We start from the raw sequence: 25,156 nt of genomic DNA, 5'->3' as shown, positions 1-25,156 counted from the left end.
GGCTTAGAGCAAGCTCTTCAGCCCAATAAAAAAACAGCTAGACCAATTATGGTCTAACTGCTTATGTGAACTGCCATCAACTTGATTTGACGAACAGCCGATAAAACTTATCAAGATAATTTCAAGGCTGCAAAAAAGGAATGCTGCTAATTCAGCATTCCTTTTCTATTTTAAGGTGAGTACAGGATTTGAACCTGCGCGCCCGCTATAAGACGGGTTCGTCGGATTTCGAGTCCGATGCATTACCACTCTGCCAACTCACCATAAGAAAGGCCTAAGCCTTTTTATATTAGTATTGCATAAGAGTATACATATCATACCCTTTAATTTTATCACGTCCGTGCAAATCAGTTAATTCAATTAAGAAGGCTGTTCCAACAACAATACCACCTAATTTTTCAATCAACTTGATCGTAGCGGCTAAAGTACCACCAGTTGCCATTAAATCATCTACTACTAAGACTTTTTGACCTGGTTTGATAGCATCTTTTTGCATATAAAGTGATGCTTGACCGTATTCCAAATCGTAAGAAACAGAAACTGTTTCTCTAGGTAACTTACCTTTTTTACGAGCAGGTGCAAAACCGATACCCATCTTGTAAGCTACTGGACAACCCACAATAAATCCACGGGCTTCTGGTCCAGCAATCATTTCGGCTCCACGGCTCTTTGCATATTCCACAATCTTATCGGTTGCGGCAGCATATGCCTTGCCATCAGCCATTAATGGTGAAATATCTCGAAATAGTACACCAGGTTCTGGAAAATCTTGAACATTAGCTACGTATTTCTTAAAATCAATATCCATTTTTTTAAATTCCCCATTCAATCTAACAGTGGCAATCGTAATCACTCATCCATGATAACAAATCGTCAAAACTAGATTCAATTAATATTTTTTCAACGTCATTACGCTGCAATCTCTTCAAGTAAGTCGGAGATTCGATTAATTCACGTTGTTGTGAAGCATTTGCTTTTTCAACAAAACCATTTACTATTTTAACAAAATTTAACTCAAAAAACACTTTTAAATAAAAATCTACGTCATTTTTTTGCATATTCAAGTATTTGGCAACCAAATCCATCCCTTCCATCGTAATATTTTGATGGGAGTAAAGATATTTCAAAAGCGTTTTCATCTTTATCATATCGGGTTTTAAGTATCTACTTGTCAAATCAGTATGGAAAAATAATGCTGTATGTTGAGTTTTATTATTTTTGATAAAATTTTGGAATAATTCTAAATTGTGAGGCCGATCATAAACTAAAATATTCTTACCATCACAGTTTTCATTATACATAATTAAATCAGTTTTCACATTGAAACGTTTGGCTGCCTCTAAATATGCTTCATTAAAGAAGACTATTGCATCGAAGTGTTCCAAAATTTTTGTTGATAAGCCTTTATTTCGATAATCCAAATAAACGTTTTTTAAGTCAGTGAGTACTTGTGCTTGTGGTGAAACTTGGAAATCATCGATCATTAATTGCAGGTTCTTTTTACCACGCCACTCATTAATCCCTAATTCTCCATAAACGTCACATAAATTAGTCGTTAAACTGGCAGCTTTTTCAAACATCCCAAATCCTATTGCATCGATTCTATACTTTTCATCAGTAATTTGCGTTTTCAAATGACTAGCATCTTTACCAATCGAACGCATCTGTGATAATGAAACATTACCTAATTTGATAACGGGCTTTGGATTACCCATTCCAAAAGGTGCTAATTGCTTTATTTGTTTGATTAAATCCATGCTCAAATCAGAAATATTTAATTGCAAATCATAGTTTTTAACAACTGGCGCCTTAGAATCAAAACCTTGTTGTGAAGGTTCATCTTGCAATAATTTAGTCAATTCATCTAACTTGTCTTCTTCAATTGAAAAACCACAAGCTTGGGCATGACCACCAAAAGCCGTAAATAAATCGCGATGCTTGTCCAGAGCTGTAAACAAATTGAAACCCTCTGGAGAACGACCAGAACCCTTCATAACACCACTATTATCATCAAACTGCGTAGCTAAAACAGGTTTATTCTCTTGGTCCATCGTTCTGCTAGCGACAATTCCCAAAATTCCTTGGTGCCAACCATTACCTTTTAAGACAATCACACCGCTTTCTTTTTGTGCTTGAATTTGAACCTGAGCATCAGCAAAAGCACTAGCAACCAAATCTTGTCTTCTAGCATTGATATCTTCCGTCTCATCAACGATTTCTTTAGCAAAAGATTCATCACCAGTTGTTAGTAATTCGACTCCTGAAGAAGCATTTTCTAGACGACCGAGCGCATTGATCCTAGGTGCAATTCGAAAACCGATATCTTCTTCAGTTACATTGGACAACTTAACTTTACATTTATCTAATAAAGCACTCAAACCAACGTGATTGTTATTTTTCATTTGCTTGAGACCTTCAGTAACAATAACTCGATTTTCACCCTTCAAAGCCACCGCATCAGCGACAGTTCCAATAGCAGCCAAGTCGATCAATTGTAAAGCTTCATCACCTAACAAAGCATCAGCAATCTTAAATGCCACTCCGGCTCCAGACAAATATGGACAAACGTATTCAGCACCAGGAATACTAGGATGAACAATTGCATCAGCATCTGGCAATTCTTTTGGCAAATCGTGGTGATCAGTAACAATTACTTTAACACCGCGATCTTTAAGATACTTGATTTCATCTTTCCCGCTGACACCATTATCGACTGTAATCAACAAATCAATTCCTTGATCAGCTAATTCTTTATAGCGTTCCAAATTAGGCCCGTAACCGTCTTTAAAACGATCAGGAACATAAAAAATTGGCTTATTACCTAATTTTTGTAAAGTCAATTTCATGATTGAAGTACTAGTAACACCGTCAGCGTCATAATCACCATAAATGGCAATCTTTTTTTCTGACTCAACAGCTTCATCAATCAATTCCAAAGCCTTATCCATATCATGAAGTCCAAAAGGATCTTGTAGTTCAGTTACGTCACTGTGCAAAAAAGCTTCGATATCACTATCTTCAACGATATCTCTTTCCAGTAATAATTCAGCTACTACTGGTGTTACATTTTTACTTTGTGCAAATTCATTTATCTCTTGTTTTGTGGGATTCTTTCGCTTTTCCCAATTAATTAATGTCAATCCATCACCTACTAACAATTATTCAATTATAGCAATTATCGAACGCAAAAAAAAAGTTTTGAAACTAATTCCAAAACTTTTTAAGGAGTATTTAAGAAAATACCGCTAAAGTATTTTTATTGGCTGGTTGGCTCTTCACAAGTGATCCTTGCAAAGCCCAACGGTTAGTACCACCATCGGCACAAGTTATTAAAGTTAAAATACTTTGATTCTCAACGTCATCCAATAAGTAGACGGCTGTTGGTGGAACGATTTTCTTATAGTAAATTTTGTAAGTATAAACTCGTTTCATATCGGTTATATAAGCTAAATCACCAATCTTGGCATTTTCCAGTGGTGAAAACAATGCTCCCTTATTAGTCATGTAATGACCAGCTAAGGCATAATTGGACTTGCCCATCTTCTCATTTTCTTTCATCGTACCACCACCAGTTGATAGTGCATCGTCACTTAAACCAACAACGATTGGTAGACGTAAGTTAACTGAAGGAACCGCCATCTTTCCAATTACGGCTGCATCATTATTGACAGAAGCTTTGGCAACTTGAGTCGCTGAGATTGGCTTTACTTTGTTAAAATCAAACTCGCCTTTTTTCTTGGCGTTACTAGCAGCCTTTTTCGCAGTCAAAGTCGTCAAATTATGCTCGGCGATTCTTTTGACTGCATATTCTTTGATTGGTTGATTAAAAATTAAAGCAACAGCAACCAATAATAATAGAATTGTTCCAAAAATCGAAAAGAACTTTTTCATTTTTTCCATTCCTTGTTCCATGAATTTACGATATATACTCAATCTTAAAACATCTACAAAGAAAAGTGTAGTTTTTAATTTTTACTAACTTTAAACTTTTCTAAGTAAGTTATAATGTACTTATAAATGAATCTGGAGGTAATTATATGAGCATTCTTGTTTTAGGTGGCGCTGGTTATATTGGTTCACATACAGTCGATCATTTATGTGAAATGAATTACGACGTCATTGTAGCAGACAATTTAGCAACAGGTCATAGACAAGCTATTAATCCTAAGGCCAAATTTTATCAAGGCGATGTCCGTGATAAAGAATTTTTGATCAAATTATTCCAAAATGAAGATATCACTGACGTCATTCACTTTGCAGCCTTTTCAATCGTACCAGAATCTATGAAAGATCCACTCAAATATTTCGATAACAATACTGCCGGCATGATTTCTCTATTACAAGTCATGCACAACTTTGGAGTAAAGCACATCGTCTTCTCCTCTACTGCAGCAACTTATGGCGAACCTAAACAAATCCCAATCAAGGAAACTGATCCAACCGTCCCAACTAACCCATATGGTGAAAGTAAACTAGCCATGGAAAAAATCATGCACTGGTGTGACGTTGCCTACGGAATTAAATTCGTTGCACTTAGATATTTCAATGTCGGTGGCGCAAAGCCTGACGGTACAATTGGTGAAGATCACAATCCAGAAACTCACTTGATTCCTGTTGTCTTACAAGTCGCTGCTGGTCAACGTGATGAATTGACAATTTTTGGTGACGACTACGATACTAAGGATGGTACTAATGTTCGTGATTACGTCCACGTAGAAGATTTAGCTGAAGCTCACCGATTAGCAATGGAATACTTACGTGCTGGTAACGACAGTGACGTCTTTAACCTTGGCTCTTCAACTGGTTTCTCAAATAAAGAAATCCTCGAAGCTGCTCGAATCGCTACCGGTAAAGAAATTCCGGCTAAAATCGGACCACGTCGTGCCGGAGACCCAAGTACTTTGATTGCTGATTCAACTAAAGCTAGAACTATTTTGAAATGGCAACCTAAATATGATGACGTTCAAAAAGTTATTACTGACGCTTGGAACTTTAAGTCTAAGCATTTGAATGGTTATGAAAACTAAAAATAAAAAAGATAAAAATCTTATTTGAGAAAAGATTTTTATCTTTTTTTTATTTATAATCTATCGGATAGGCTATCGATATTTACAACATCTATATTCTTCACTAAATTACCGGTCAAATCCTTGACTGGTCCATTAACAATACACTGTCCCTTTTTTAAATTAGTTAATTTAGCTTCATATTCATTTTGTATACGTCGATCTGAACTTAACATTTTAGAAATTGCTTTTGTTTGATTTTCCGGTGGTAAAAAGTGTACTTGCTCTGCCGTATTATAAATTGCATCAACTTCACCTTTTATACTGCTCAATGATTGAGTTGCAAAAATACCAGACCATCCAAACTTACGACCCTCACGTAAAATTTTTACAGTTGGCGCTTCCTGTGCAAAATTCAAATTCTGGACCTCATCTAAAAATACCGGATAAATCAATTTAAGATTGGAATTAATTTGTGAATAATTAAACAAATCCCAAAGTATGAATTCAATCATTGCATTTTGCACTGTATGCGTATATCTACTCAATTGAATAATATTTATCCGACCCGTATTACCAAAGTATTCCTTCCATGAAAAATCATCATCATATGAAAATGGATCATTATCAAGAAGCGGTTGTATTCTCCCATATAACCCTTGTAAAACCGAATCATCACTATTAAGCAATTGATTTTTCAATGAACTAAATGTGTAGTTAGGAGTTGTATTCATCCCTTCATTCATTACAGTGATCAAACGGCTCTTTTGTTGCACTCCTAGTCCAAATACGAAATCCAATACTTCAGCCACTCGAGAAACCACATTTTTCGTATCTTCAAGCTGACGATAGTCACCTATTATCAATTCTGATTTTTTAAAGGGATTTATAGGCAATTTTTCTTTCATGACAATATGTTGTTTAATAACGGCATTTCTTTCCAAAACAGGGTCCAATTGTCCAGGTAAATAACTATCCGTATAATCAATCACTAAAGGATCAATTTTATTTTTGGAAAATTCCAACAATAGTGTCTGGATAAAGTAGGTTTTTCCCTGTCCAGATTTACCAGTAATCAACATATGCCTATTGGCTAGCTGATTATCATCATATTCCCAATAATCTTTATTACTTGATCCATCTACCGTTCCTAGCAAAATCCTACGATCAGAAATAGTTTCACTCTCTGACTTTTTTACTACTTCAGCTTGTAAATTATCGATATAACTTTTAGCATCATCTGGTACTTTTAAAGGCTCATCGTTTCTAAGTGTATCTTCGCTAATCTTTTCAGAATCATCCACTTTTTTATCTTCATTATCTACCTTAAAAATAGCCGAATTTTCTAATTTATCATTACTTTCTAAATTGTCCATATTATCTTTTTCAAAGCTACTTACCTGAGAAACATTTAAGTTAATCTTATTCAATAATCTTTTATTATCAAAACCAAATTTATCTTCTTGAACCAACTTAACAACCTCATTAGTGTCCACACCAGAATATACAAATGCATCTAATTCAGGTACTTCAACTAAAGTATACTTGTCATTAATCTGAATTGAACGATTATTATTATCTGCTTTTAACGAAAAGACAAATTTATTTTGATAAAAATCAGTCAACGAATTATCAATTTCTAAATTACCTTGAATAATACTATTCTTACATTCTTGAATTTTATCGTATTCAGATCGAGTCATATCATTATTACTAAACAACTTGGCTGAATTTGCAAAAAATAGCTTCATGAAGAAATCTAAATAAAATTGAGATTTGAAATCATCTTCATGATTCAATTCTTTATCAAAAACATCATACGTTTTCTCAACTTGAATATCTGCCTTCTTCATGGTCGTACCATTGTTCAAGCCAACTTTAACTTCCGTTGGCAAAAATGTAACTTTATATTTATCATCTTGTTTCCATAAGCCAATAAATAATAAATCGTCAGAGATTCTTCCTTTTGCACCTAAGCTTTTGGCACTAAAAATAGAATCCCTACTTTCGCCCACAAAAGATCCAGAAACTCTTAAAATTTCCTCCAGTGATAAAGGAATCCAAATAATGTTAGGATCATGAAGTATACCCAACATCTCTTTATAAGTGGCAAGAATACTCAACTTTTCTTTGACAGTATTCTTTTGATTCCGATGACTAACTAGTCGCAATAACCATTCACCATTAATAACATTGAATGATTTAATAATATTTGATAAATAACGTGTATCTTCACGTTTATCAATTGTTTTAGGTAAATTTTCTGAAAGAATGTTCTCATATTGTTTAACTTGTTTCGTTAATGTGATTGATTCATAATTAGCTGAATTAGTATAGTCAGTATAATGAATGACATAAATGCTACTACTCATTTTGTTAAAATAATCCAGTCTTACTTCTGGATTCAATAACGTTACCCACTTGCTTTTATCAAATTGGGATTGGAAAGATTTACTATCCAGTTCTTCGACACTATTAGTCAATGTTTGACCATGCGTCATGACATCATGACGTCCATTGGTAGCAACTAATAACTCATTCCACGATTTTGCAAAACTTAATAAAGGAGAATCAGTTTTAAGCCCTTTTGTCCCAAAACCATCTCGAATACTATCTTGCGTATCTGTGTATTCATCTCCACCAATTAATCCTTCTATAGAGTAATTCATATCCAATTCCTTAGAATTGTATGGATTTAGGGTCAAACCATTTGAGAATTGATAGAAAGTAATATGATAAGTTATATTGTCTTTACTTCCAAATATAATATTTAACTTTTTCTTTATAACTTCAATAATTTCGACAATTTCATCATTAGTAACACCTTTTACTTTTAAGGGCTCTGAAAAGAAATCACCAAATTCTTCATTGTTCATAATTTTATAAAAACTATTAAAACTTGAACCAACAATATTCTTGTTTTTCCCAACTATATAAGCATTTACAGGATTAATATCATTAATATTTTTCCTTTTCTTAATAGAATTTTCAATCTCAAAAGTCAAATAATCTATAATACTCTTTAAAACGGACTTATCATCTGTAACATTTACAAATTTAATGTTGTAACTATCACTTGAATTCATTTCAAATAAATAATTAAAATGATTTTTAAAGTCCTTTAGTCTTTCTGTAACTATTGCTTGGGAGGTACTTCCAAATCTAGATAATTGAGATTCAGAGTAGACTAACCAACGCGGTGCATCAGAATTATAAAAAGCTTTATAATTCACATCTGATCTTTTCAAGAATGGTGCTAAGTGATATGGATTTAATTTTTGTTCGACTTTTTCAGAAAGTTTCTCTGTACCAATTTTTTGTTCAACTTTTAACTGATAGCTTAATAATATTGGATTAAATGGTGCAAATGTTATATTGCCGTCTACGATATATTCACCAATATGAGAGATGTTTTTTGTACTCTCAGATAATTCAATTTTTTCTGTGGATGAATCTATCTCGCTTTGTACTTCACCAATGATTGCTTCAACAGCATCTTTAATCTCTGAGTCCCAATAAACCAGACTCATAATTGTATTACGACTTCGCAATATTTCAAAAAGTTTTTTATATTTACTAATTAAAATTGGAGAAATTTCAAGCTCTGTACGTACTCCACTTAACAGATCATCTCTTATTGCTTTTTCTTCATAACTTAAAAACGATTTTTGATTCCTATAAACGCTGGATATCGTTTCACCAAAGATAACTTTTTCGTTCTCAAAATGTCCATCAATTTTATGTTGTCTTCTAAAGTTCTCCAACGAAACAGCACTTTTGGGTTGTATCTTAGACTCGTCATCCATCAAAGCAAAGTTAGTCGGTACACCAGAAATTATCATTTCGAATGGATCCTTTGAATCGTCATTAAAGCCTAATTCGGTGGTATCTATTTTTAAAGATTCGTCGGGATCTATTACTTGACCATTAAGATCTTTAACAGAATGAATGCCAATATTTCGACTATTTAGACCATTACCAATACAAAAACTATCTATATCACTTGGCAAATTTATGCTAAACGTACGATTATTTTGTACAGATAACTTATAAAAGGGACAAATTGATTCAATCAAATCACTAGAAAATGGCAAAATAACTATATTAAACGAAAAACGCAATGAAGCTTTATTTTGGTGTTTATAGATCAACTGTACCGATTTAGGAAATTTCTTACCTAATTTAGTAAATTGTAAGACAATACTATACCCAGCAACACCGACAGTTAATCCATCAACATTCATCAATTTTTTACTAGTTATCCATTCACTCTTTATAGATTGGTCAAATGGAATTTTAATTGAAAGTTCTTCTAATTGATCTGGATTAAAAACAATTATATTTCTCTTTCTGGAACCCGCTTTAGTATTCGTATTTTCGGGTTTATCCCAAATTATCAATTCTGAATTCTTTTGTTTTAAATCATCAGCCAGATATTCAAGCTTTATATTGCTTTGTTTTTTTAATTTATCCTTACCAGATTGAATCTTTCGATAATTAACACTTTGCCAATCATCTTTTGATAATTCATTAATTAAACTATCTCCAGCAACAACTTTTGCAATCCTATCTTTTACATCACCATATCCGTGTAATCTACTAATATTTTCAAAATCCATATGATTTTCAGCTAATCTTTTTTTGATGTTTGGATATGTACTTAAATCATCATCATAAAAATATCCCATTTGGTTAAAATCAATTGGATCAAGTTTCCCTTTTTCAATAACGGAATATACATCAGCAAAATCCATCAATGTATAGGTTTGGTCATCATCAAAGATACCCTGGATCATATATTGAAGAGAATCTTTATCTCTTGAGTTCAACTTAGGGCTATTCAAAATTTCATTATTCAAATTTTTTCTTAATTCATCTAGGTTGAACGGTCCACCTTGTCTACTAATATCTTTTGCGCCACTGTTGATACTATCCAATATTTTATCTGACACAAAAAGAATTGCTGTATTTTCCCATACACCACTTTGTTGTCCTATTTGATTACGCAAACTTACTAAATAGGCCGGTGTAACATCATTTGTAGAAACAATTACTAGTTTCATCCCGTCATTATGATTTAGTTGATAAGAAAGCCCTAAAAATGCAGAACCACGATCATTAGGAATTTTAAATTCGCTAACACCTTTTGTTTTTGATAATTCATTTACAAAACTTTTAACTTGATCTTTATTTTCAAAACTCAGAGCAAAACGGTCTCCAGCAGTCAGATCTGAAAATTTTGCCCACGAAATTAATCTCTCACACAAAAAATCATAATATTCCTCTAACATATTGTGCATCCCCACTATCACTTAATTTCTCTAATATATTTGCCTGCTCGTATAAATTAATTACTTTATCTTTAGTCATTCGATCGAAGAATATCCCACGATTTTCAAATTCTCGGAATACCGTATTCAAAAGCATTTTCTCCCGCCCAACTATTGCTGATGTAAGCATTAATACGGTCTCGTTACTAAGAGAAAAGGCTTTTCCTAAACGTCCATGGTTCCTAGAATAATTTTGTTGGGCAATATCAGATAATGACTTTGCAAATCGAGAATCCGGTGACTTATCGTTCCGCGTCTCCAAAAGTAATCTTAAGGATTTTATTCCCTCATCCAAGTTATCAAAATGCAAGTCAACCCCTGATAATAATTCACTGTTTAACTGTTCACTAAATGCTATAACAAATTCTTTCAGATTAGAAAGCAACTCTTCTTTATATGTAAAATCATCAGAAAGTATCTCGTTTTTCCAATAAAAATATGAATCATCTGGAATTAAAACGTTTAAATAGTTCAATATATCCGTATCCATTAACAATCCTTGACCATGTTGATAAACCATATTGTACCCTTGCTGAATAGCCTTTCGAGATTGAGAAACAGATTCATTCCCTAAATTGAAAAAAACAGGTAAAACTTTATCATCTTTACCAATATTTCCATTACTGATTCTCATAGTGGTTTGAATTACATATGTTAAATAATAGAATTCAAGTAATTCGCCGATATGTGCATAAAAATACTCTTCGTCATTTTTAAAATGCTTTATATCATTATTAAAGTATTTACTAAAATATTGGCGATTGTCATAATATCTGAAATTATGATTTTTGGTAATTTTTGAGTCCTTATTTTTTTCTAAGGATTCAAAAATTATCTTCTCATATAAGTTACTAGCTTCATCGCTTTTAAACATATCTATAAAATCTGTATTCTCTTTTAGATTCAACAAATTAACTAGAAACTCCCCTACTCTTATTTCACCCTTTCTATCTTTTCCTGAAGAAAGTGGAAGATACTGTAACAGTTTGGAACTACGCATATCTCTGTACATATTTGGAGAAAACATTCTATTTACAGTACTTTCATCGACGGAAGTTTCTAGAGAAGTATTACTAATATCAAACTCTTTAATTTGTAATTCTAAGTCCTCACCATTAATAATTCTTGAAATAACACCAATAACTGGACTAAAACCATTCGTAAATTTCATTCTTTCTGGATTACGCGTAAAAAAGGGCAATAACTGTCCCGAAAATTCATGTTCATACTTTATTTTTTTACTAAAGTTCAATGTGTCACATAACTTTTTTACTAATTCATTCATTAATCAAGCTCCCTCAAATTAATTCCCATACCATCATTAGTAAGACGATAAAATTTATTAGTTTTTATGTTTCCTATCAAAGTTTCTTTGCTCGATTTATTGCTCTTTATAATATTCTCAACAAAAGTTGCCACATTAACGAATTGATGCTTATCACTATTTTTTAATAGATATCCATTATTAACCTTATCTATTAAAATGAACAAATCATAATCAATTGCTAATTCGAATTTCTTTTCCCTATCCAAATTTTCAAGCTTAAATATCACATTAAAATTCTTTTCAATAACACTATCAAATTTCAAATAAAATGGAATTGCCACACCAAATTCTTTTTCATCATTTATAAAGGTGAATACATACCCCTCTCGAAGACTACCACACCACGAGTAAATTAAATTTTGAATTTTTTTATAAAGGTTTCTTACCTCAACTGAATTATTATCTTCAATTTTCAAAGAATGTAATATTTTTAAATAGTTATAATAATGAGTATCTCTGAACAAGTCATTATCCCGATCAATCAAAAATTTAATTCGAACTAATAGCGTAACCTTTTCTTCAAAGCTTAAACTTTCTTGATCTGTATATCTCCATAACCATTCAAACTTATCGGCGCTTTCTACTCCTAAAATGTTTTCTGCCAACTCTTGAAGATTCTTGCGAGAATTATAAACAGTATTTTTTAAATCTTCAATTAGTGCATTTTGTAGATTTACTGGGTCAAATGCACTGATCTTCTTAATTATTACTGAGTCATTAGATCCTCCAAATAACAGATATGGTAACGACTGTCTAAAGGATATCTTTTCTCCTTTAATTTCATTTGGTACTAAAATATCGTGAATTAATTCCAACAAAGCCCTAGTTGAAATAATTACTTTAGATTCCACTTGAATTTTGATAAGTAAGTATTTTAAAGTGTCACGTACACTCTTATTTGAAAACAATTCATAATTATGATGTACCAATTCTAATAGATTACTATTTTTATCTTCAAGATACGCTTTATAAAATGGGTTACTATCAGTTTTCTTTACTACTCTATCAAAAAGTTCATCGTAGAATGAACTACTTATTCCAGTTTCATCAACATCAAACAGTGGATAATTTCTAAATGAAATTAAGCTAAAATATGGACTATTAACGTTAGATATATCAGAGGTCTTCCTAACTATCCCAGTTTCATCAAGGTAATTAATAATTTTATCAAACTTCCCAACTTCTTTAGCCCTTCTCACAAAATTCATCAATACACCCATATTGATTGCAATAATCCAATTTTCTGTATTTTTTTCCAAATTATTATCAGAAAATCTGCTTAATTCCTCCAATAAGGTTTCCATGGCTGTTTTATGTGGATCAAAACTTTCAGTAGCATCATAGTAAATATGCACATTATTCTTTTCAAACAAATTTGGATATTCTTTTTTTAGATATCCTATTGAGTACGATTTACCATCACCAACATTACCCACTAAAAATACTAATTTTCCATGAATATTATTAAAAGATTTTAAAACGGATAATAAATCTGATTCTAATGTTCCACGTTCCACATGCATATATTCTTGAAGTTTACTTAAATTTTCCGCATCAGCAATGGCTGAACTAGATTGACCAGACAAATAATTCAGCTTTTCTTTTAACTGACTACCGGCTTGTTTCTTTTCAGTGTGATTCTTGTTATACGATTTATCAAATTGATTAACCATTTTTTTAATCATTTCAATTTCAAAAACTGTCGCCGGATGATTATTAGTACATAGTGGAATAATCTTATCTTCCAAATCATTCAATTCAGATTCTCTGATTTTTCCATTTAATTTTGAAATTATCATTTCGTATTTATCAGACAAAGAATCGTTATTAGCTGGTAAATCAAAAATACTTATTAAAACATTAGATAACACTGTTAATTGAGTTTTCAACTGTTTATTGAGTTTTTTATTTATAAATATTTCTTCGTCTGTTTTTCTATACTGATTTTCAATATACTTTGTAAGTAACTCAACAGATTCTATTTCATTCAAAGTAATGAAGTGATTCTTTTCACGATTTATTTTAATATAACCCTTTATTTTAGTTATATCTTTGTCCTTCATTTTTCCTTTCAAAGAATCAACAGCCTTTACAAAATCCTCCATATAAATCTTTGACTGATTAAATTTTATTCCAAAAAGGGAACAGATTTCTTTATAAAGATTTTGAACTACTTCATTGAAATTTTCCTTTAATGGATTATAGAAAATTTCATCTACTTCATCCTTTTTATTCTTAACCAAAGTAGCATTAGTAGTTTTCAAATCACCAACATTTTCATTTATTACAAATGTATCATCTGGAGATGATACATCCTCACTATTTATTGCTTCATTCTTTTTTTGTAACTTATACCCACAATTAGAACAAAATTTATCTGTGATATTGACTTTATTACCACAATTTGGACAAAAATTCATTATAAATCCCCCAAAACAATACATATTTTCTTTATTTTTTACATTTAGTTGCCTTGATCATAACTGTATACTATTAAACATTTTACAGTATATTCTCTTTAATGAACAAAATATTCCTTAATAAAATAATATTTCTCAAAAAGTTTTTACAAAACAAAAAATCACAAGATTATGACTAATCTTGTGGTATACAATTAAAAAATATTGGTTCTAAACTTTCTGGTATTGATGAACAATCAATACCAGTTTTTTTTATACTCTTTGAAATAAAAAAAGAACATCACTGTTCTCGTGTTAAGATTTAAGCGACCAAACCAAATCAAACAGGAGTGAACAATGATGTCCCAAGACAATTCTATACTATATGCACTAGACATAAAAGACAATAATATAAAAAATGTTTCAGTAAAGGATGCCAAGATAAAAAAACGTGGCGTTATAAAACACATTAAAATAGTGAATGCTGAATTATCTTATTCCTTACATAGATGTCCTCAATGTGGAATGAATACACTAGTTAAAAATGGTAAAAGAACTACCAATGCAAGATTGGCTAGCTTTAATGGTATCGAGTACCACCTAGTACTAAAAACAACGATTTTTGTGTAGGAACTGTGGAAGCACCTGCGGTGCTCACAGTGATCTACTGATTAAAAATCATACTATGACCAAACAGATCAAGAATAGAATTTTTTCTATGGCTAAAGAATCATTTACGCTGTCATCAATAGCTAAAATCATTGGTATTTCAACCAATACTGTAAGCAGGATTCTATATAGTAATACCAAAATTCCTAATAGATGTGTGCATTTGCCAGAGAATCTTTGTTTTGATGAGTTTCGGTCTGTAAAAAATATTTTTACATTTATTGCTATCGATGCGGATACACATAGGTTGGTTGAATTGATACATGACAGACTGTCTAAAACAATAACCGAACACTTTATAAACAATTACAGCTTATCGGAACGACAAGCCGTAAAAACCGTATCAATTGACTTAAATGCTAATTATCAAATAGTCGTTCATCGCATATTTCCAAACGCTCGCATTGTCGTAGATAGATTTCATATAGTCCAACTTTGTAGTAGAGCTCTAGATCAAGTACGTATCAATTCTTTAAAAAAATTGCCTGACAAAAAATCTCGTATTTACAAAGCAATGAAATCTGATTGGCGTATATATCATCTTCCAGAGGAAGATGTAGACGATACTCATATAAAATTTATTGTCGGTATAAATGAATTTACGACTATTCAAAATGTTATCGATATAGCTACTGATGAAATACCAATTTTCAAGGAAACCTATGATACTTATCAGAGTATTCAAAGATCAATAAGATATCACGACATAGACCTACTTCAGGAAATTATTTCTGGATATAAAAGAAATGGGACCGCAATGGATACATCCATTACAACGTTACGAAAAAATATAAATTATGTAAAAAATAGTTGCTTATTGCCATACTCCAATGGCCTTCTAGAGGGCACCATTGGAAAGATAAAAAAACTAAAAAGAAATTCCTATGGCTTTAGAAATCCTGAACACTTTATTAAGAGAATAAGACTGATTTGTGCATAGAAAAAGAGCATCCTCGGTGAGGATGCTCAATGAGCTCAAAATCATTCATCAATACGATTTGACAAAGAGCCAAAATATTTCTTTAAATCAAATATTCCAAATCACTAGCTGCAGTTGGATAAGCAAAAATTTCTTTAACAACATCTTCGTGACTCATCTTTTGTTTGATAGCCAGTGTCAACAAATTGATCAAACCATCAGCTTCATTACTCAACAAAGTGGCACCAATAATTTGCTTTTTGTCATTCAAAACAATCTTTACTTTAGCAACTGGTTCATTAGTGTGACTGTACGTAAACCAACTAGTTACATCTTGTTCAACTACTTTATCGCCAGTTTGAGCACCAACTTTGGCAAGTTTAGGACTGCCATACACAACCGTTGGAATCAAAGGCAACTCTAGCTTTTTATCAGTCTTTCCTAATAAAACATCACTGACATAACTGGCTTCAAAACCACCAACTGGAGTTAATTTAGGTTGTTTAGTGGAGACAACATCCCCAATCGCATAAACATTCTCATTAGTTGATTGCAAGTAGTCATTAACAACTACACCATGACGATTGTATTGGACGTTAGCTTTTTCTAAATCTAAGAAATCAACGTTAGCAATTCTACCAGTAGCGCCAATTACTAAATCCGTGCTCAATTCAAAATTATCGGCTTTTAAAACATATTTACCATCTTGAGCAGTGATGGATTGTATGTCGACATTAAAGTTAAAATCAACGCCTTTATTTTCGAGTTGTTTAACTAATTCCATAGCATATTTTTGATCAAATGCTTTTAATGGATGGTCATTGTGGTGGACAATATGAACCTTGGCTCCAGTAGCATTAGCAATTGTAGCTAATTCAAAGGCAATGTATCCTGCACCAATAATTGTGATATCGTCTGGCATCTTCTTGAGTGATAAGAAATCAGTACTAGATAATAAATGTTCTTTTCCAGTGATATCTAAATAACTAGGACGTTGACCGGTAGCGATAATAAACTTATCAGCTTGATACTCAGTTCCATTGACAGTTAAAGCATTCTCAGAAGTAAATTTTGGCTGTCCATCAATTGCTGTGATACCCGCATCAACAATTCCTTTACGACTCCCAGTAGAAACTGGTGCTGTAAATTTTTCTTTAAAAGTCTCCAATTGTTCCCAGTTAACGAAAGGCACATCATCAAAACCTTTACCCTGAAGTTGGGCCATTCTATCTCTTGCTTCGACACCGCTCAATAAGACTTTTTTAGGATCACAACCACGGTTAGGACAAGTTCCACCCCAGAGGTTATTTTCAATCACGGCAACGTTTTGACCATTGCCTTTCAAATTATAAGCAGCAGCTAAGCCTGCAGGTCCTGCTCCGATAATAATCGTATCGAATTTTTCCATACAAATCTCCTCCAAATAAAAAACACTTATAATGCAACGTATAGTTACATTATAAGTGTTTTCTTAGTTTTTATTGTCATCTTTGCCTCGGTTAAGATCCAAGACCGACATGAAGGCTTCTTGTGGTACGGAAACTTTTCCGACTTCCTTCATACGCTTCTTACCGGCTTTTTGCTTGTTCAACAACTTATCACGACGAGTTCTATCACCACCATAAAGTTTAGCAGTAACATCCTTACGATAAGCTTTAACATTTGCACGAGCGACAATCTTGTTACCGATAGCAGCTTGAATTGGAATTTCAAACATTTGTCTAGGAATTACTTCCTTCAAGCGAGCTACGATATCACGACCACGTTTTTGAGCAAAGTCTTTGTGAACGATAAAACTCAAAGCATCGACTGGTTCGCCATTCAATAAGATATCCATTTTAACTAGTTCACTAGGTTCATATTCATCAACACTATAGTCTAGCGATGCGTAACCTTTAGTATTAGATTTCAAATCATCGAAGAAATCAAAAATAATTTCAAGCAATGGTAATCTATAAACTACATTAACACGATACTTATCTAAGTAGTCCATTGTAATGAACTCACCACGTTTTCTTTGGCAAAGTTCCATAACAGGACCAACAAAATCTTCTGGAACCATTATTTCAGCTCGAACAAATGGTTCACGGATTTCCTTAATATCAGTAGCATCTGGCAATTCAGCCGGATTATCAACTATAATCTCTTCGCCGTCAGTTTTCGTAACATGGTAGTCAACTGATGGCGACGTCGTGATCAAATCAAGGTCAAAATCACGTTCCAAACGCTCTTGAACAACATCCATATGCAACAAACCTAAGAATCCAACACGGAAACCAAACCCTAAAGCCTGCGAAGTTTCTGGTTCGTATTCCAAAGCAGCATCATTTAATTGCAACTTATCCAAGGCTTCGTGCAGATCTTCATATTTGGCATTATCAACAGGATAAAGTCCCGCGTATACCATTGGCGTACTCTTACGGTAACCAGTCAAAGGTGCATCAGTTGGATTGTCAGCTAGAGTAACGGTATCACCAACCTGAGTATCCTTAACTGTTTTAATACTGGCAGTAATGTACCCAACATCCCCTGCCATCAAGTAATCACGTTTAACAGCCTTAGGAGACATCACACCGACTTCTGTAACTTCAAAGGTCTTCTTATTGCTCATCAATTCAATCGTGTCTCCGACCTTAACAACGCCTTCACGGACACGTACATCAAGGACAACGCCACGATAACTGTCATAAACAGAATCAAAGATCAAAGCTTTAAGTGGTTTATCCAAATCTCCTGTTGGTGCAGGAACATCTGAAACGATTCTTTCAAGCAGTTCATCAACACCAATACCAGTCTTGGCACTCATTAAAACTGAAGATTCAGCATCGATACCAATCATCTCTTCAATTTCTTCTTTAACCTTGTCTGGTTCAGCAGAAGGTAAATCGATTTTATTGATAACAGGTACTATTTCTAGGTCATTATCAATCGCTAAATAAGCATTAGCTAACGTCTGTGCTTCGACACCTTGAGCAGCATCAACCACCAACAAAGCACCCTCACAGGCAGCAAGCGAACGTGAAACCTCATATGAGAAATCCACGTGTCCTGGTGTATCGATTAAATGGAAGATGTAAGTCTGTCCATCTTTTGCTTCGTATTCTAGTTCGACCGCATTCAACTTGATAGTAATTCCACGTTCACGCTCCAAATCCATATCATCAAGGATCTGAGCTTTCATTTCACGTTTTGAAACTGTCTTAGTTCTTTCCAAAATTCGATCGGCAATCGTTGATTTACCATGATCGATATGCGCTACGATAGAAAAATTACGAATTCTTTTTTGTCTTTCTTTTAATTTATCGAGATCTAAATCCATAAATTATTCCCTTCTATCAGAAATTTATCATTCTTTCTATTTTACACTATTGTACACCGATGTTCTAGACAACAAAAAAGAAGAGGTCAAAACCCCTTCTTTTAAATTATTCACCTTTAAAAGCATCTCTGACTTTATTGAAAAAGTTACTATCTTTTTCTTTAACTTTGTCTCCACCAGCTTCAGCGAATTTCTTCAAAGCACTACGTTGTTCAGCTGACAACTTACGTGGAGTAACAATATTAACTGTTACCTTTTCATCACCGATACTCTTGCTGTTAAGAACTGGAGCACCTTTGCCACGCAATCTAAACGTTGTACCAGTTTGAGTTCCACTAGGAATATTCAAGTTAACTGGACCGTGAACTGTATTGACTTTGATTTCATCTCCCAAAGTAGCTTGTGGGAAACTGATATTAACTGAAGCATAGATAGTTGAACCATCACGTCTGAATTCCTTACTTGGAGCAACGTGGAAGACAATGTATAGATCACCGTAAGGTCCACCGTTAGTTCCGGCTTCACCTTGGCCTTCTAAGCGCATTTGTTGTCCATCTTCAACACCAGCTGGTACAGTAACCTTCAATTCATGCTTTTCATTTACCTTACCTGAGCCTTGGCAAACGTTACACTTTTCTTTGATTTCCTTACCAGTACCATTGCAGACATCACAAACAACACGTGTACGCATACGACCAAGTGGAGTTTGACGATCAACTTCAACATAGCCTGAACCATGACATTTTGAACAAGTCTCTGGATGTGTTCCCGGCTTTGCACCAGAACCACCACAAGTAGAACATTCTTCCTCACGATTGTAAGAAATATTAGTCTTTTTACCAAAGACACCTTCTTCAAAAGTTAAGTCCATGCGATATTGAAGATCGGAACCTTGTCTTGGGGCATTAGGATTTTGACGAGCAGCACCGCCGCCACCGAAGAATTGACTGAAGATATCTTCAAAACCACCGAATTGATCTCCAGCACCACCAGCGCCGAAGCCACCAAATCCTCCTTGGCCACCATTCATGCCGGCAGAACCATATTGATCATATTGCGCACGTTTTTGAGGATCTTTTAGAATTTCATAAGCGGAATTAACTTCCTTAAACTTCTCTTCAGCATCAGGAGCCTTGTTCAAATCAGGGTGATACTTTTTAGAAAGTTTACGAAATGCTTTTCTTATATCGTCATCAGAAGCGTTTTTATCAACGCCTAGTACGTCATATGGATTTTTATCTGCCATTAAATCACCTTTATGCGACAGGACTTTTACGTCCTATTCCTTTTTAACGCTCAAAAGAGCAGTTATTGTTCTTACTATACCATAATTGGTTTTAGTAATTAAACCACTGCTCTTTATCACAATTATTATTTCTTATCTTTATCAGGATCTACTTCGGAAAAGTCGCCATCAACTGTATTGTCGTCGCCTGACTTCTTACCATCAGTTGAACCTGTACCAGTAGCACCATTATCGCCACCGGCTTGTTGTTGTGCTTGTTGAGCTTGTTGATAAAGTTTTACAGACAAGTCTTGAACGATCTTGTTCAAATCGTCACGTTTCTTCTTCATGTCTTCAAGATCACCTGAGTCTTGAGCCTTTTTCAAAGCATCACGAGCATCTTGGGCCTTCTTGATTTCATCGTCAGAAACTTTACCCTTAACGTCTTTTAGAGTCTTGTCAGTTGCGAACAATGTTTGTTCAACGTCATTCTTAACATCGACTTCTTCCTTACGTTTGTTATCTTCTTCTTCGTGTTCCTTAGCTTCTTTCATCATTTGGTCGATTTCTTCATCGCTCAAACCTGATGAACTCTTGATAGTAATCTTTTGTTCCTTGTTTGTTCCCATATCCTTAGCAGATACATTAACGATACCGTTCTTATCAATATCGAATGTAACTTGGATTTGAGGTACACCACGAGGTGCTGCAGGAATATCTGTCAATTGGAAACGACCTAAAGTCTTGTTGTCAGCAGCCATTGGACGTTCACCTTGAAGAACGTGAATATCAACAGCACTTTGGTTATCAGCAGCAGTTGAGAATACTTGTGACTTGCTTGTTGGGATAGTTGTATTTCTATCGATCAACTTAGTGAAGACACCACCCATAGTTTCAATACCAAGTGATAGTGGAGTAACATCTAGTAGAACAACGTCTTTAACATCACCAGAGATAACACCACCTTGGATAGCAGCACCTAAAGCAACAGCTTCGTCAGGGTTGATTGAGTGGTCTGGAGCCTTGCCAGTCCATTTAGCAACAGCATCTTGAACAGCAGGGATACGAGTTGAACCACCATTTAGGATAACCTTGTCGATGTCTGAAGTAGTTAAGTTAGCATCCTTCAAAGCATTGTCAACAGGGATCTTTGTTCTTTCAACTAAGTCTGAAGTCAATTCATCGAACTTAGCACGTGTCAATGTTTCTTCCAAGTGAAGTGGGCCATTAGCACCTGATGAAATAAATGGAAGACTGATTGATGTTTGAGCAACACCTGATAAGTCTTTCTTAGCTTTTTCGGCAGCATCCTTTAATCTTTGAAGAGCCATCTTGTCTTGACTCAAATCAACGCCATTTTCAGCCTTGAATTGTTCAACTAACCAGTCGATGATCTTTTGGTCAAAGTCATCACCACCAAGGTGTGTATCACCATTTGTTGAAAGTACTTCGAAGACACCGTCACCTAATTGAAGTACAGAAACATCAAATGTACCACCACCAAGGTCATAAACAAGAATCTTTTCGTCACCCTTGTCATTATCTAGACCATAAGCAAGTGCTGAAGCTGTTGGTTCGTTAACGATACGTTGAACATTTAATCCAGCAATCTTACCAGCATCTTTAGTAGCTTGTCTTTGTGAATCATTGAAGTATGCAGGAACTGTGATAACAGCATCTGTAACTTTTTCACCCAAGTAGTCTTCTGAGAACTTCTTGATGTGTTGCAAGATAAAAGCTGAAATTTCTTGTGGTGTGTATGATTTGCCGGCTACAGTAACTTTGTAACCTGCTTCACCCATGTGACGCTTGATTGATGAAACTGTATCAGGATTTGTGATAGCTTGTCTTTTGGCAACTTCACCAACTTGAATTTCACCATCTTTAAATGCAACAACTGAAGGAGTTGTTCTTGCACCTTCTGGGTTTGTAATAATCTTTGGAGAACCGCCTTCCAAAACGGCTACAGCAGAGTTTGTAGTACCTAAATCAATACCAATAACTTTAGACATAAACCTAAACCTCTTTTTAATTTTTTATTTACTTATTATTGTGCAACGACAACCATAGCTGGACGCAAGACACGATCTTCAAGCTTGTATCCTTTTTGTAGGACTTGAACAACAGTATCTTTCTTGTGGTCATCATCTGCGGGGACAGTTTGAACAGCTTGAGCAACTGCAGGATCAAACTTCTCACCTGCATTATCAATAGCTTTCACATGATTGTCTTCCAAAGCTTTAACCATGTGTTGTTGAACCATCTCAATACCCTTTTTCAATTGCTTACTTGAGTCATCAGTGGCTTCAACATTCAAAGCACGTTCCAAGTTATCCAAAACTGGAAGAATTTCAGTAGCAAGCTTTTGTCCGTCATATTTAAGCATGCCAGCAACTTCTTTTTTATGACGATTATTCATATTTTGAATTTCAGCTTGGCTTCTTAAGAATTTATCTTCCAAATCCGCATTCTTGGCTGTTAGATCCTTAATCTTTGCATCTTTGGGATCAACTTTCTTTTTAGCTGTTTTTTCTTCAGCTTTTTTATCAGTCTTTGAAGTTTCTTCTTTAGCATTCTTCAAATTTTGATCTTTTTGTTTATCTGCCATTACTTCCTCCTAAATTTCAAGAATCATCATACCTTGAATAATAATCAATCAATCTTTTCGCTAACTCAACTCTAAATTCGCCTAACAAACCAATCAATTGCGAGTAGTGCATCGTCGTTGGACCAAGTAAGGCAATGACACCTTTACCATGATGCCCAACATCATAATTAGCAGTAATGATACTGTAATTCTTCAACGCATCACTACCTAATTCACTTCCTAAGCGAACCTTGATTCCATCATCTAAAATCGATGGATCTAATAATTTTCTCAAATCATTACTCTGATTAATTATCGAGAACAATGATTGAACTTCCGACATATCGTCGCTATTAGCATAATTCAAAAGATTCAATTGACCGTCGACATAATACTTCTCTGATTCAGCTTTCTTAAAGAGTGAATCCATCATATCCAACAAACCATCTGTTGAATACATATATTCGGAAAGAATTGCTGGGACATCGCTATGAAGCATTTGGAGAACCTTATTAAGGGGTTGTCCTACCAATTTATCATTTACGATGTTGACGATTTTTTCAATTAATGAAGTATCAAAATCATCATCGACAGTATAAATATTATTTTCTACATTATTATCACTTGTGACAATGATTGCCATAAGCTGATGTGCGTTCAAAGGGACAATTCTAAATCCAGTCAAACGGATCGAACTACTTTCTGGTCCCAATGTAATTGCGGTGTAGCTGGTCAAATGAGATAAGATCTTGGCGGATTGTTCGATAATATCACCGATCTGATGATAAGTTTTACCAAAATCTTCGTCAATTCTTTGGGCAATATCTTGTGGCACACTAGTTGGTTGTACCAGATGATCAAGATAATAGCGATATCCCATTGCTGAAGGAATTCGACCTGAAGAAAGATGAGTCTTCTCGAGATACCCAACCTCTTCAAGCAAAGCCATCTCGTTTCTGATCGTCGCAGAACTTACATGAAATGGTAATTCATTCATCAATGTCTTCGACCCAACCGGCTGGCCGGTATCTGTAAATATGCGCACGACTTCTCTCAAGATTGCATCTTGACGTTGTGATAGCATTATACCGTCCTCCTTTTTAGCACTATTCATACCTGAGTGCTAACAATGTAAAATATAACAATCTATCCTTATAGTGTCAAGTATGCACGCTCATTTTTCAAAATTATTTCATAAAAGCTCTTATTATTATCAACAAACTAAAAGCATCTATTTAGATTATCGTAGTCTGAATAAATGCTATTTTTGACCTTAAATTATAGGAAATAAAAGATAAGAAGCACTATCTAGTCCGGTAATGACGGCTTTATGGATACTCAGTTGTGTCCAGTACGTTCCAGCGTCCACAAAGCAGAACGAAGGACGACATCTACCGATAACCTAACTTAAGAAAGAGCCTTTTGCATCTCAAGTTCTCTTTTTACAATACTTTTAAGGAATTATTCTTATCTAATTCTAACTGCTTGATCAAACCGTCTGCACCGTCGAACTTCACTTCGCCACGTAAATATTTGACCCACTCGATCACTACTGGCTCGCCATAAATATCTCGATCAAAATCAAAAATATTAGATTCAATCGTAATACCAGTGTTTTCTTTGAAAGTAACGTTATACCCCACTGAGGTCATTGAATTATACCAAACCCCATCTACTTTTATTTTAGTAGCATAAACACCAATTGAAGGAATCACTTGATCACCATCAACAGCTATATTGGCTGTGGGATAACCGAGTGTCCGACCTCTTTGTAAGCCATGAATGACTTTGCCTTGATTTTGATAATTGTAGCCTAAGAATTCATTAGCTTCACTAATCCTGTCACTCGTAATGAATTCTTTAATAGCGCTTGAACCAATTTTTTGATCATTAATCAATTGTTCCGGCACCATGACGGTCTCAAAATTACCCTTAGAATAATTAGGCAAATTAGCCATATTGGCAACATCTTTTTTGCCATAGGTATAGTCAAACCCTGCAACAACATATTTAGCTTTGAGGTCGATCATATATTGATCCACAAATTCCTGTGGTTTTAGATGCGCAAATTCAGGTGTGAATTTCACGAAATAAAGATAGTCCACTCCTAATGTTTCGACCAATTGGGCTTTGCGACTTCTAGTTGAAAGATACTTAAAATTAGTTTCATGTTGGTAAACAGTTCTAGGAGAACGGTCAAAAGTTAAGAGAATAGACTTCAAATTATGCTCTTTGGCTAATTTCACACCCGTCTTAATAACTTTTTGATGTCCTAAATGTACCCCGTCAAAAAAGCCCATAATCAAAACTGTTGCTTCAGTTGGCAATTGTTCCTTTTTTAGCGGATGTTTAACATTAATAATCTGCATAATTAC

General features: G+C 34.2%; 16 protein-coding genes and 1 tRNA gene. 3 read left to right on the top strand and 14 right to left on the bottom strand.

The features are described from left to right. Positions 1 to 173: 173 nt before the first annotated feature. From FFM65_RS05380 to FFM65_RS05365, 4 genes are all read right to left on the bottom strand, one after another. Positions 174 to 263 (bottom strand) — tRNA-Ser (locus tag FFM65_RS05380). 26 nt (positions 264 to 289) lie between these two features. Continuing rightward, the gene (locus FFM65_RS05375) at positions 290 to 808 is read right to left on the bottom strand and encodes an adenine phosphoribosyltransferase (protein WP_010019526.1); all 519 of its coding nucleotides are present in this window, start codon (positions 806 to 808) and stop codon (positions 290 to 292) included. Between the two features lie 22 nt (positions 809 to 830). Then, the gene (gene recJ / locus FFM65_RS05370) at positions 831 to 3,140 is read right to left on the bottom strand and encodes a single-stranded-DNA-specific exonuclease RecJ (protein ID WP_119317989.1); all 2,310 of its coding nucleotides are present in this window, start codon (positions 3,138 to 3,140) and stop codon (positions 831 to 833) included. Positions 3,141 to 3,231: 91 nt separating this feature from the next. Beyond that, complete coding sequence (locus tag FFM65_RS05365; RefSeq protein WP_119317997.1) at positions 3,232 to 3,891, bottom strand: class A sortase; 660 nt, start codon at positions 3,889 to 3,891, stop codon at positions 3,232 to 3,234. 146 nt (positions 3,892 to 4,037) lie between these two features. Between FFM65_RS05365 and galE the strand changes: the two genes are divergently transcribed. Continuing rightward, positions 4,038 to 5,027 (top strand): UDP-glucose 4-epimerase GalE, encoded by a 990-nt coding sequence (galE, locus tag FFM65_RS05360; RefSeq protein WP_119317988.1) that lies wholly within the window; start codon positions 4,038 to 4,040, stop codon positions 5,025 to 5,027. Between the two features lie 53 nt (positions 5,028 to 5,080). Here galE and FFM65_RS05355 read toward each other — a convergent pair whose 3' ends face one another. Genes FFM65_RS05355 through dptF form a run of 3 tightly spaced genes read right to left on the bottom strand, consistent with a single transcriptional unit; the run spans position 5,081 to position 14,083 of the window. Beyond that, on the bottom strand, positions 5,081 to 10,297 hold the full coding sequence (locus FFM65_RS05355; RefSeq protein ID WP_162897925.1) for a helicase HerA domain-containing protein: 5,217 nt from the start codon (positions 10,295 to 10,297) through the stop codon (positions 5,081 to 5,083). Continuing rightward, the gene (gene dptG, locus FFM65_RS05350) at positions 10,278 to 11,621 is read right to left on the bottom strand and encodes a DNA phosphorothioation-dependent restriction protein DptG (protein WP_119317986.1); all 1,344 of its coding nucleotides are present in this window, start codon (positions 11,619 to 11,621) and stop codon (positions 10,278 to 10,280) included. The genes FFM65_RS05355 and dptG overlap by 20 nt, the downstream gene beginning before the upstream one ends. Continuing rightward, complete coding sequence (gene dptF / locus FFM65_RS05345; RefSeq protein WP_162897924.1) at positions 11,621 to 14,083, bottom strand: DNA phosphorothioation-dependent restriction protein DptF; 2,463 nt, start codon at positions 14,081 to 14,083, stop codon at positions 11,621 to 11,623. The genes dptG and dptF overlap by 1 nt, the downstream gene beginning before the upstream one ends. 339 nt (positions 14,084 to 14,422) lie before the next feature. On the opposite strand from dptF, the gene FFM65_RS05340 reads away from it, so the two are divergent. Both FFM65_RS05340 and FFM65_RS05335 read left to right on the top strand, forming a co-directional pair. Continuing rightward, positions 14,423 to 14,692, top strand: a complete 270-nt coding sequence (locus FFM65_RS05340; protein ID WP_119317985.1) for a transposase family protein — start codon at positions 14,423 to 14,425, stop codon at positions 14,690 to 14,692. Next, a complete protein-coding gene (locus FFM65_RS05335; RefSeq protein WP_119317984.1) occupies positions 14,685 to 15,671 on the top strand; it encodes an ISL3 family transposase in 987 nt (328 codons plus the stop codon). The genes FFM65_RS05340 and FFM65_RS05335 overlap by 8 nt, the downstream gene beginning before the upstream one ends. Before the next feature lie 82 nt (positions 15,672 to 15,753). Here the strand turns inward: FFM65_RS05335 and FFM65_RS05330 are convergent, their stop codons facing one another. The 7 genes from FFM65_RS05330 to ribF form a co-directional block, all read right to left on the bottom strand. Continuing rightward, positions 15,754 to 17,058, bottom strand: a complete 1,305-nt coding sequence (locus tag FFM65_RS05330) for a dihydrolipoyl dehydrogenase family protein (protein ID WP_119317983.1) — start codon at positions 17,056 to 17,058, stop codon at positions 15,754 to 15,756. Between the two features lie 63 nt (positions 17,059 to 17,121). Further along, entirely contained in the window at positions 17,122 to 18,969 is a 1,848-nt protein-coding gene (gene lepA / locus FFM65_RS05325; RefSeq protein ID WP_119317982.1) for a translation elongation factor 4, read from the bottom strand. Between the two features lie 106 nt (positions 18,970 to 19,075). Further along, positions 19,076 to 20,215, bottom strand: a complete 1,140-nt coding sequence (gene dnaJ / locus FFM65_RS05320) for a molecular chaperone DnaJ (protein WP_010019515.1) — start codon at positions 20,213 to 20,215, stop codon at positions 19,076 to 19,078. Positions 20,216 to 20,340: 125 nt separating this feature from the next. Continuing rightward, a complete protein-coding gene (gene dnaK / locus FFM65_RS05315; protein ID WP_119317981.1) occupies positions 20,341 to 22,206 on the bottom strand; it encodes a molecular chaperone DnaK in 1,866 nt (621 codons plus the stop codon). A gap of 35 nt (positions 22,207 to 22,241) precedes the next feature. Beyond that, positions 22,242 to 22,802, bottom strand: coding sequence for a nucleotide exchange factor GrpE (gene grpE, locus FFM65_RS05310; RefSeq protein WP_119317980.1), 561 nt, complete (start codon positions 22,800 to 22,802; stop codon positions 22,242 to 22,244). A gap of 16 nt (positions 22,803 to 22,818) precedes the next feature. Then, on the bottom strand, positions 22,819 to 23,865 hold the full coding sequence (hrcA, locus tag FFM65_RS05305; protein ID WP_119317979.1) for a heat-inducible transcriptional repressor HrcA: 1,047 nt from the start codon (positions 23,863 to 23,865) through the stop codon (positions 22,819 to 22,821). Positions 23,866 to 24,223: 358 nt separating this feature from the next. Further along, positions 24,224 to 25,150 carry a riboflavin biosynthesis protein RibF gene (gene ribF, locus FFM65_RS05300; RefSeq protein WP_119317978.1) on the bottom strand — a complete coding sequence of 309 codons (927 nt, stop codon included), beginning with the start codon at positions 25,148 to 25,150 and terminating at the stop codon, positions 24,224 to 24,226. Positions 25,151 to 25,156: the final 6 nt, after the last annotated feature.

It is taken from the genome of Companilactobacillus formosensis, assembly GCF_005405305.1.
GTDB classification, from domain to species: domain Bacteria; phylum Bacillota; class Bacilli; order Lactobacillales; family Lactobacillaceae; genus Companilactobacillus; species Companilactobacillus formosensis.
Note: the sequence above shows the minus strand (reverse complement) of the source record. Positions and strands in the feature narration are given on the sequence as shown.

Bases quoted from the DNA above. Each gene is read 5' to 3' on its own strand.
- FFM65_RS05375 (WP_010019526.1), bottom strand. From the start codon at position 808: ATGGATATTGATTTTAAGAAATACGTAGCTAATGTTCAAGATTTTCCA.
- dnaJ (WP_010019515.1), bottom strand. From the start codon at position 20,215: ATGGCAGATAAAAATCCATATGACGTACTAGGCGTTGATAAAAACGCT.
- ribF (WP_119317978.1), bottom strand. From the start codon at position 25,150: ATGCAGATTATTAATGTTAAACATCCGCTAAAAAAGGAACAATTGCCA.
- galE (WP_119317988.1), top strand. From the start codon at position 4,038: ATGAGCATTCTTGTTTTAGGTGGCGCTGGTTATATTGGTTCACATACA.
- dnaK (WP_119317981.1), bottom strand. From the start codon at position 22,206: ATGTCTAAAGTTATTGGTATTGATTTAGGTACTACAAACTCTGCTGTA.
- FFM65_RS05355 (WP_162897925.1), bottom strand. From the start codon at position 10,297: ATGTTAGAGGAATATTATGATTTTTTGTGTGAGAGATTAATTTCGTGG.
- lepA (WP_119317982.1), bottom strand. From the start codon at position 18,969: ATGGATTTAGATCTCGATAAATTAAAAGAAAGACAAAAAAGAATTCGT.
- FFM65_RS05330 (WP_119317983.1), bottom strand. From the start codon at position 17,058: ATGGAAAAATTCGATACGATTATTATCGGAGCAGGACCTGCAGGCTTA.
- dptG (WP_119317986.1), bottom strand. From the start codon at position 11,621: ATGAATGAATTAGTAAAAAAGTTATGTGACACATTGAACTTTAGTAAA.
- FFM65_RS05365 (WP_119317997.1), bottom strand. From the start codon at position 3,891: ATGAAAAAGTTCTTTTCGATTTTTGGAACAATTCTATTATTATTGGTT.
- grpE (WP_119317980.1), bottom strand. From the start codon at position 22,802: ATGGCAGATAAACAAAAAGATCAAAATTTGAAGAATGCTAAAGAAGAA.
- FFM65_RS05340 (WP_119317985.1), top strand. From the start codon at position 14,423: ATGTCCCAAGACAATTCTATACTATATGCACTAGACATAAAAGACAAT.
- dptF (WP_162897924.1), bottom strand. From the start codon at position 14,083: ATGAATTTTTGTCCAAATTGTGGTAATAAAGTCAATATCACAGATAAA.
- hrcA (WP_119317979.1), bottom strand. From the start codon at position 23,865: ATGCTATCACAACGTCAAGATGCAATCTTGAGAGAAGTCGTGCGCATA.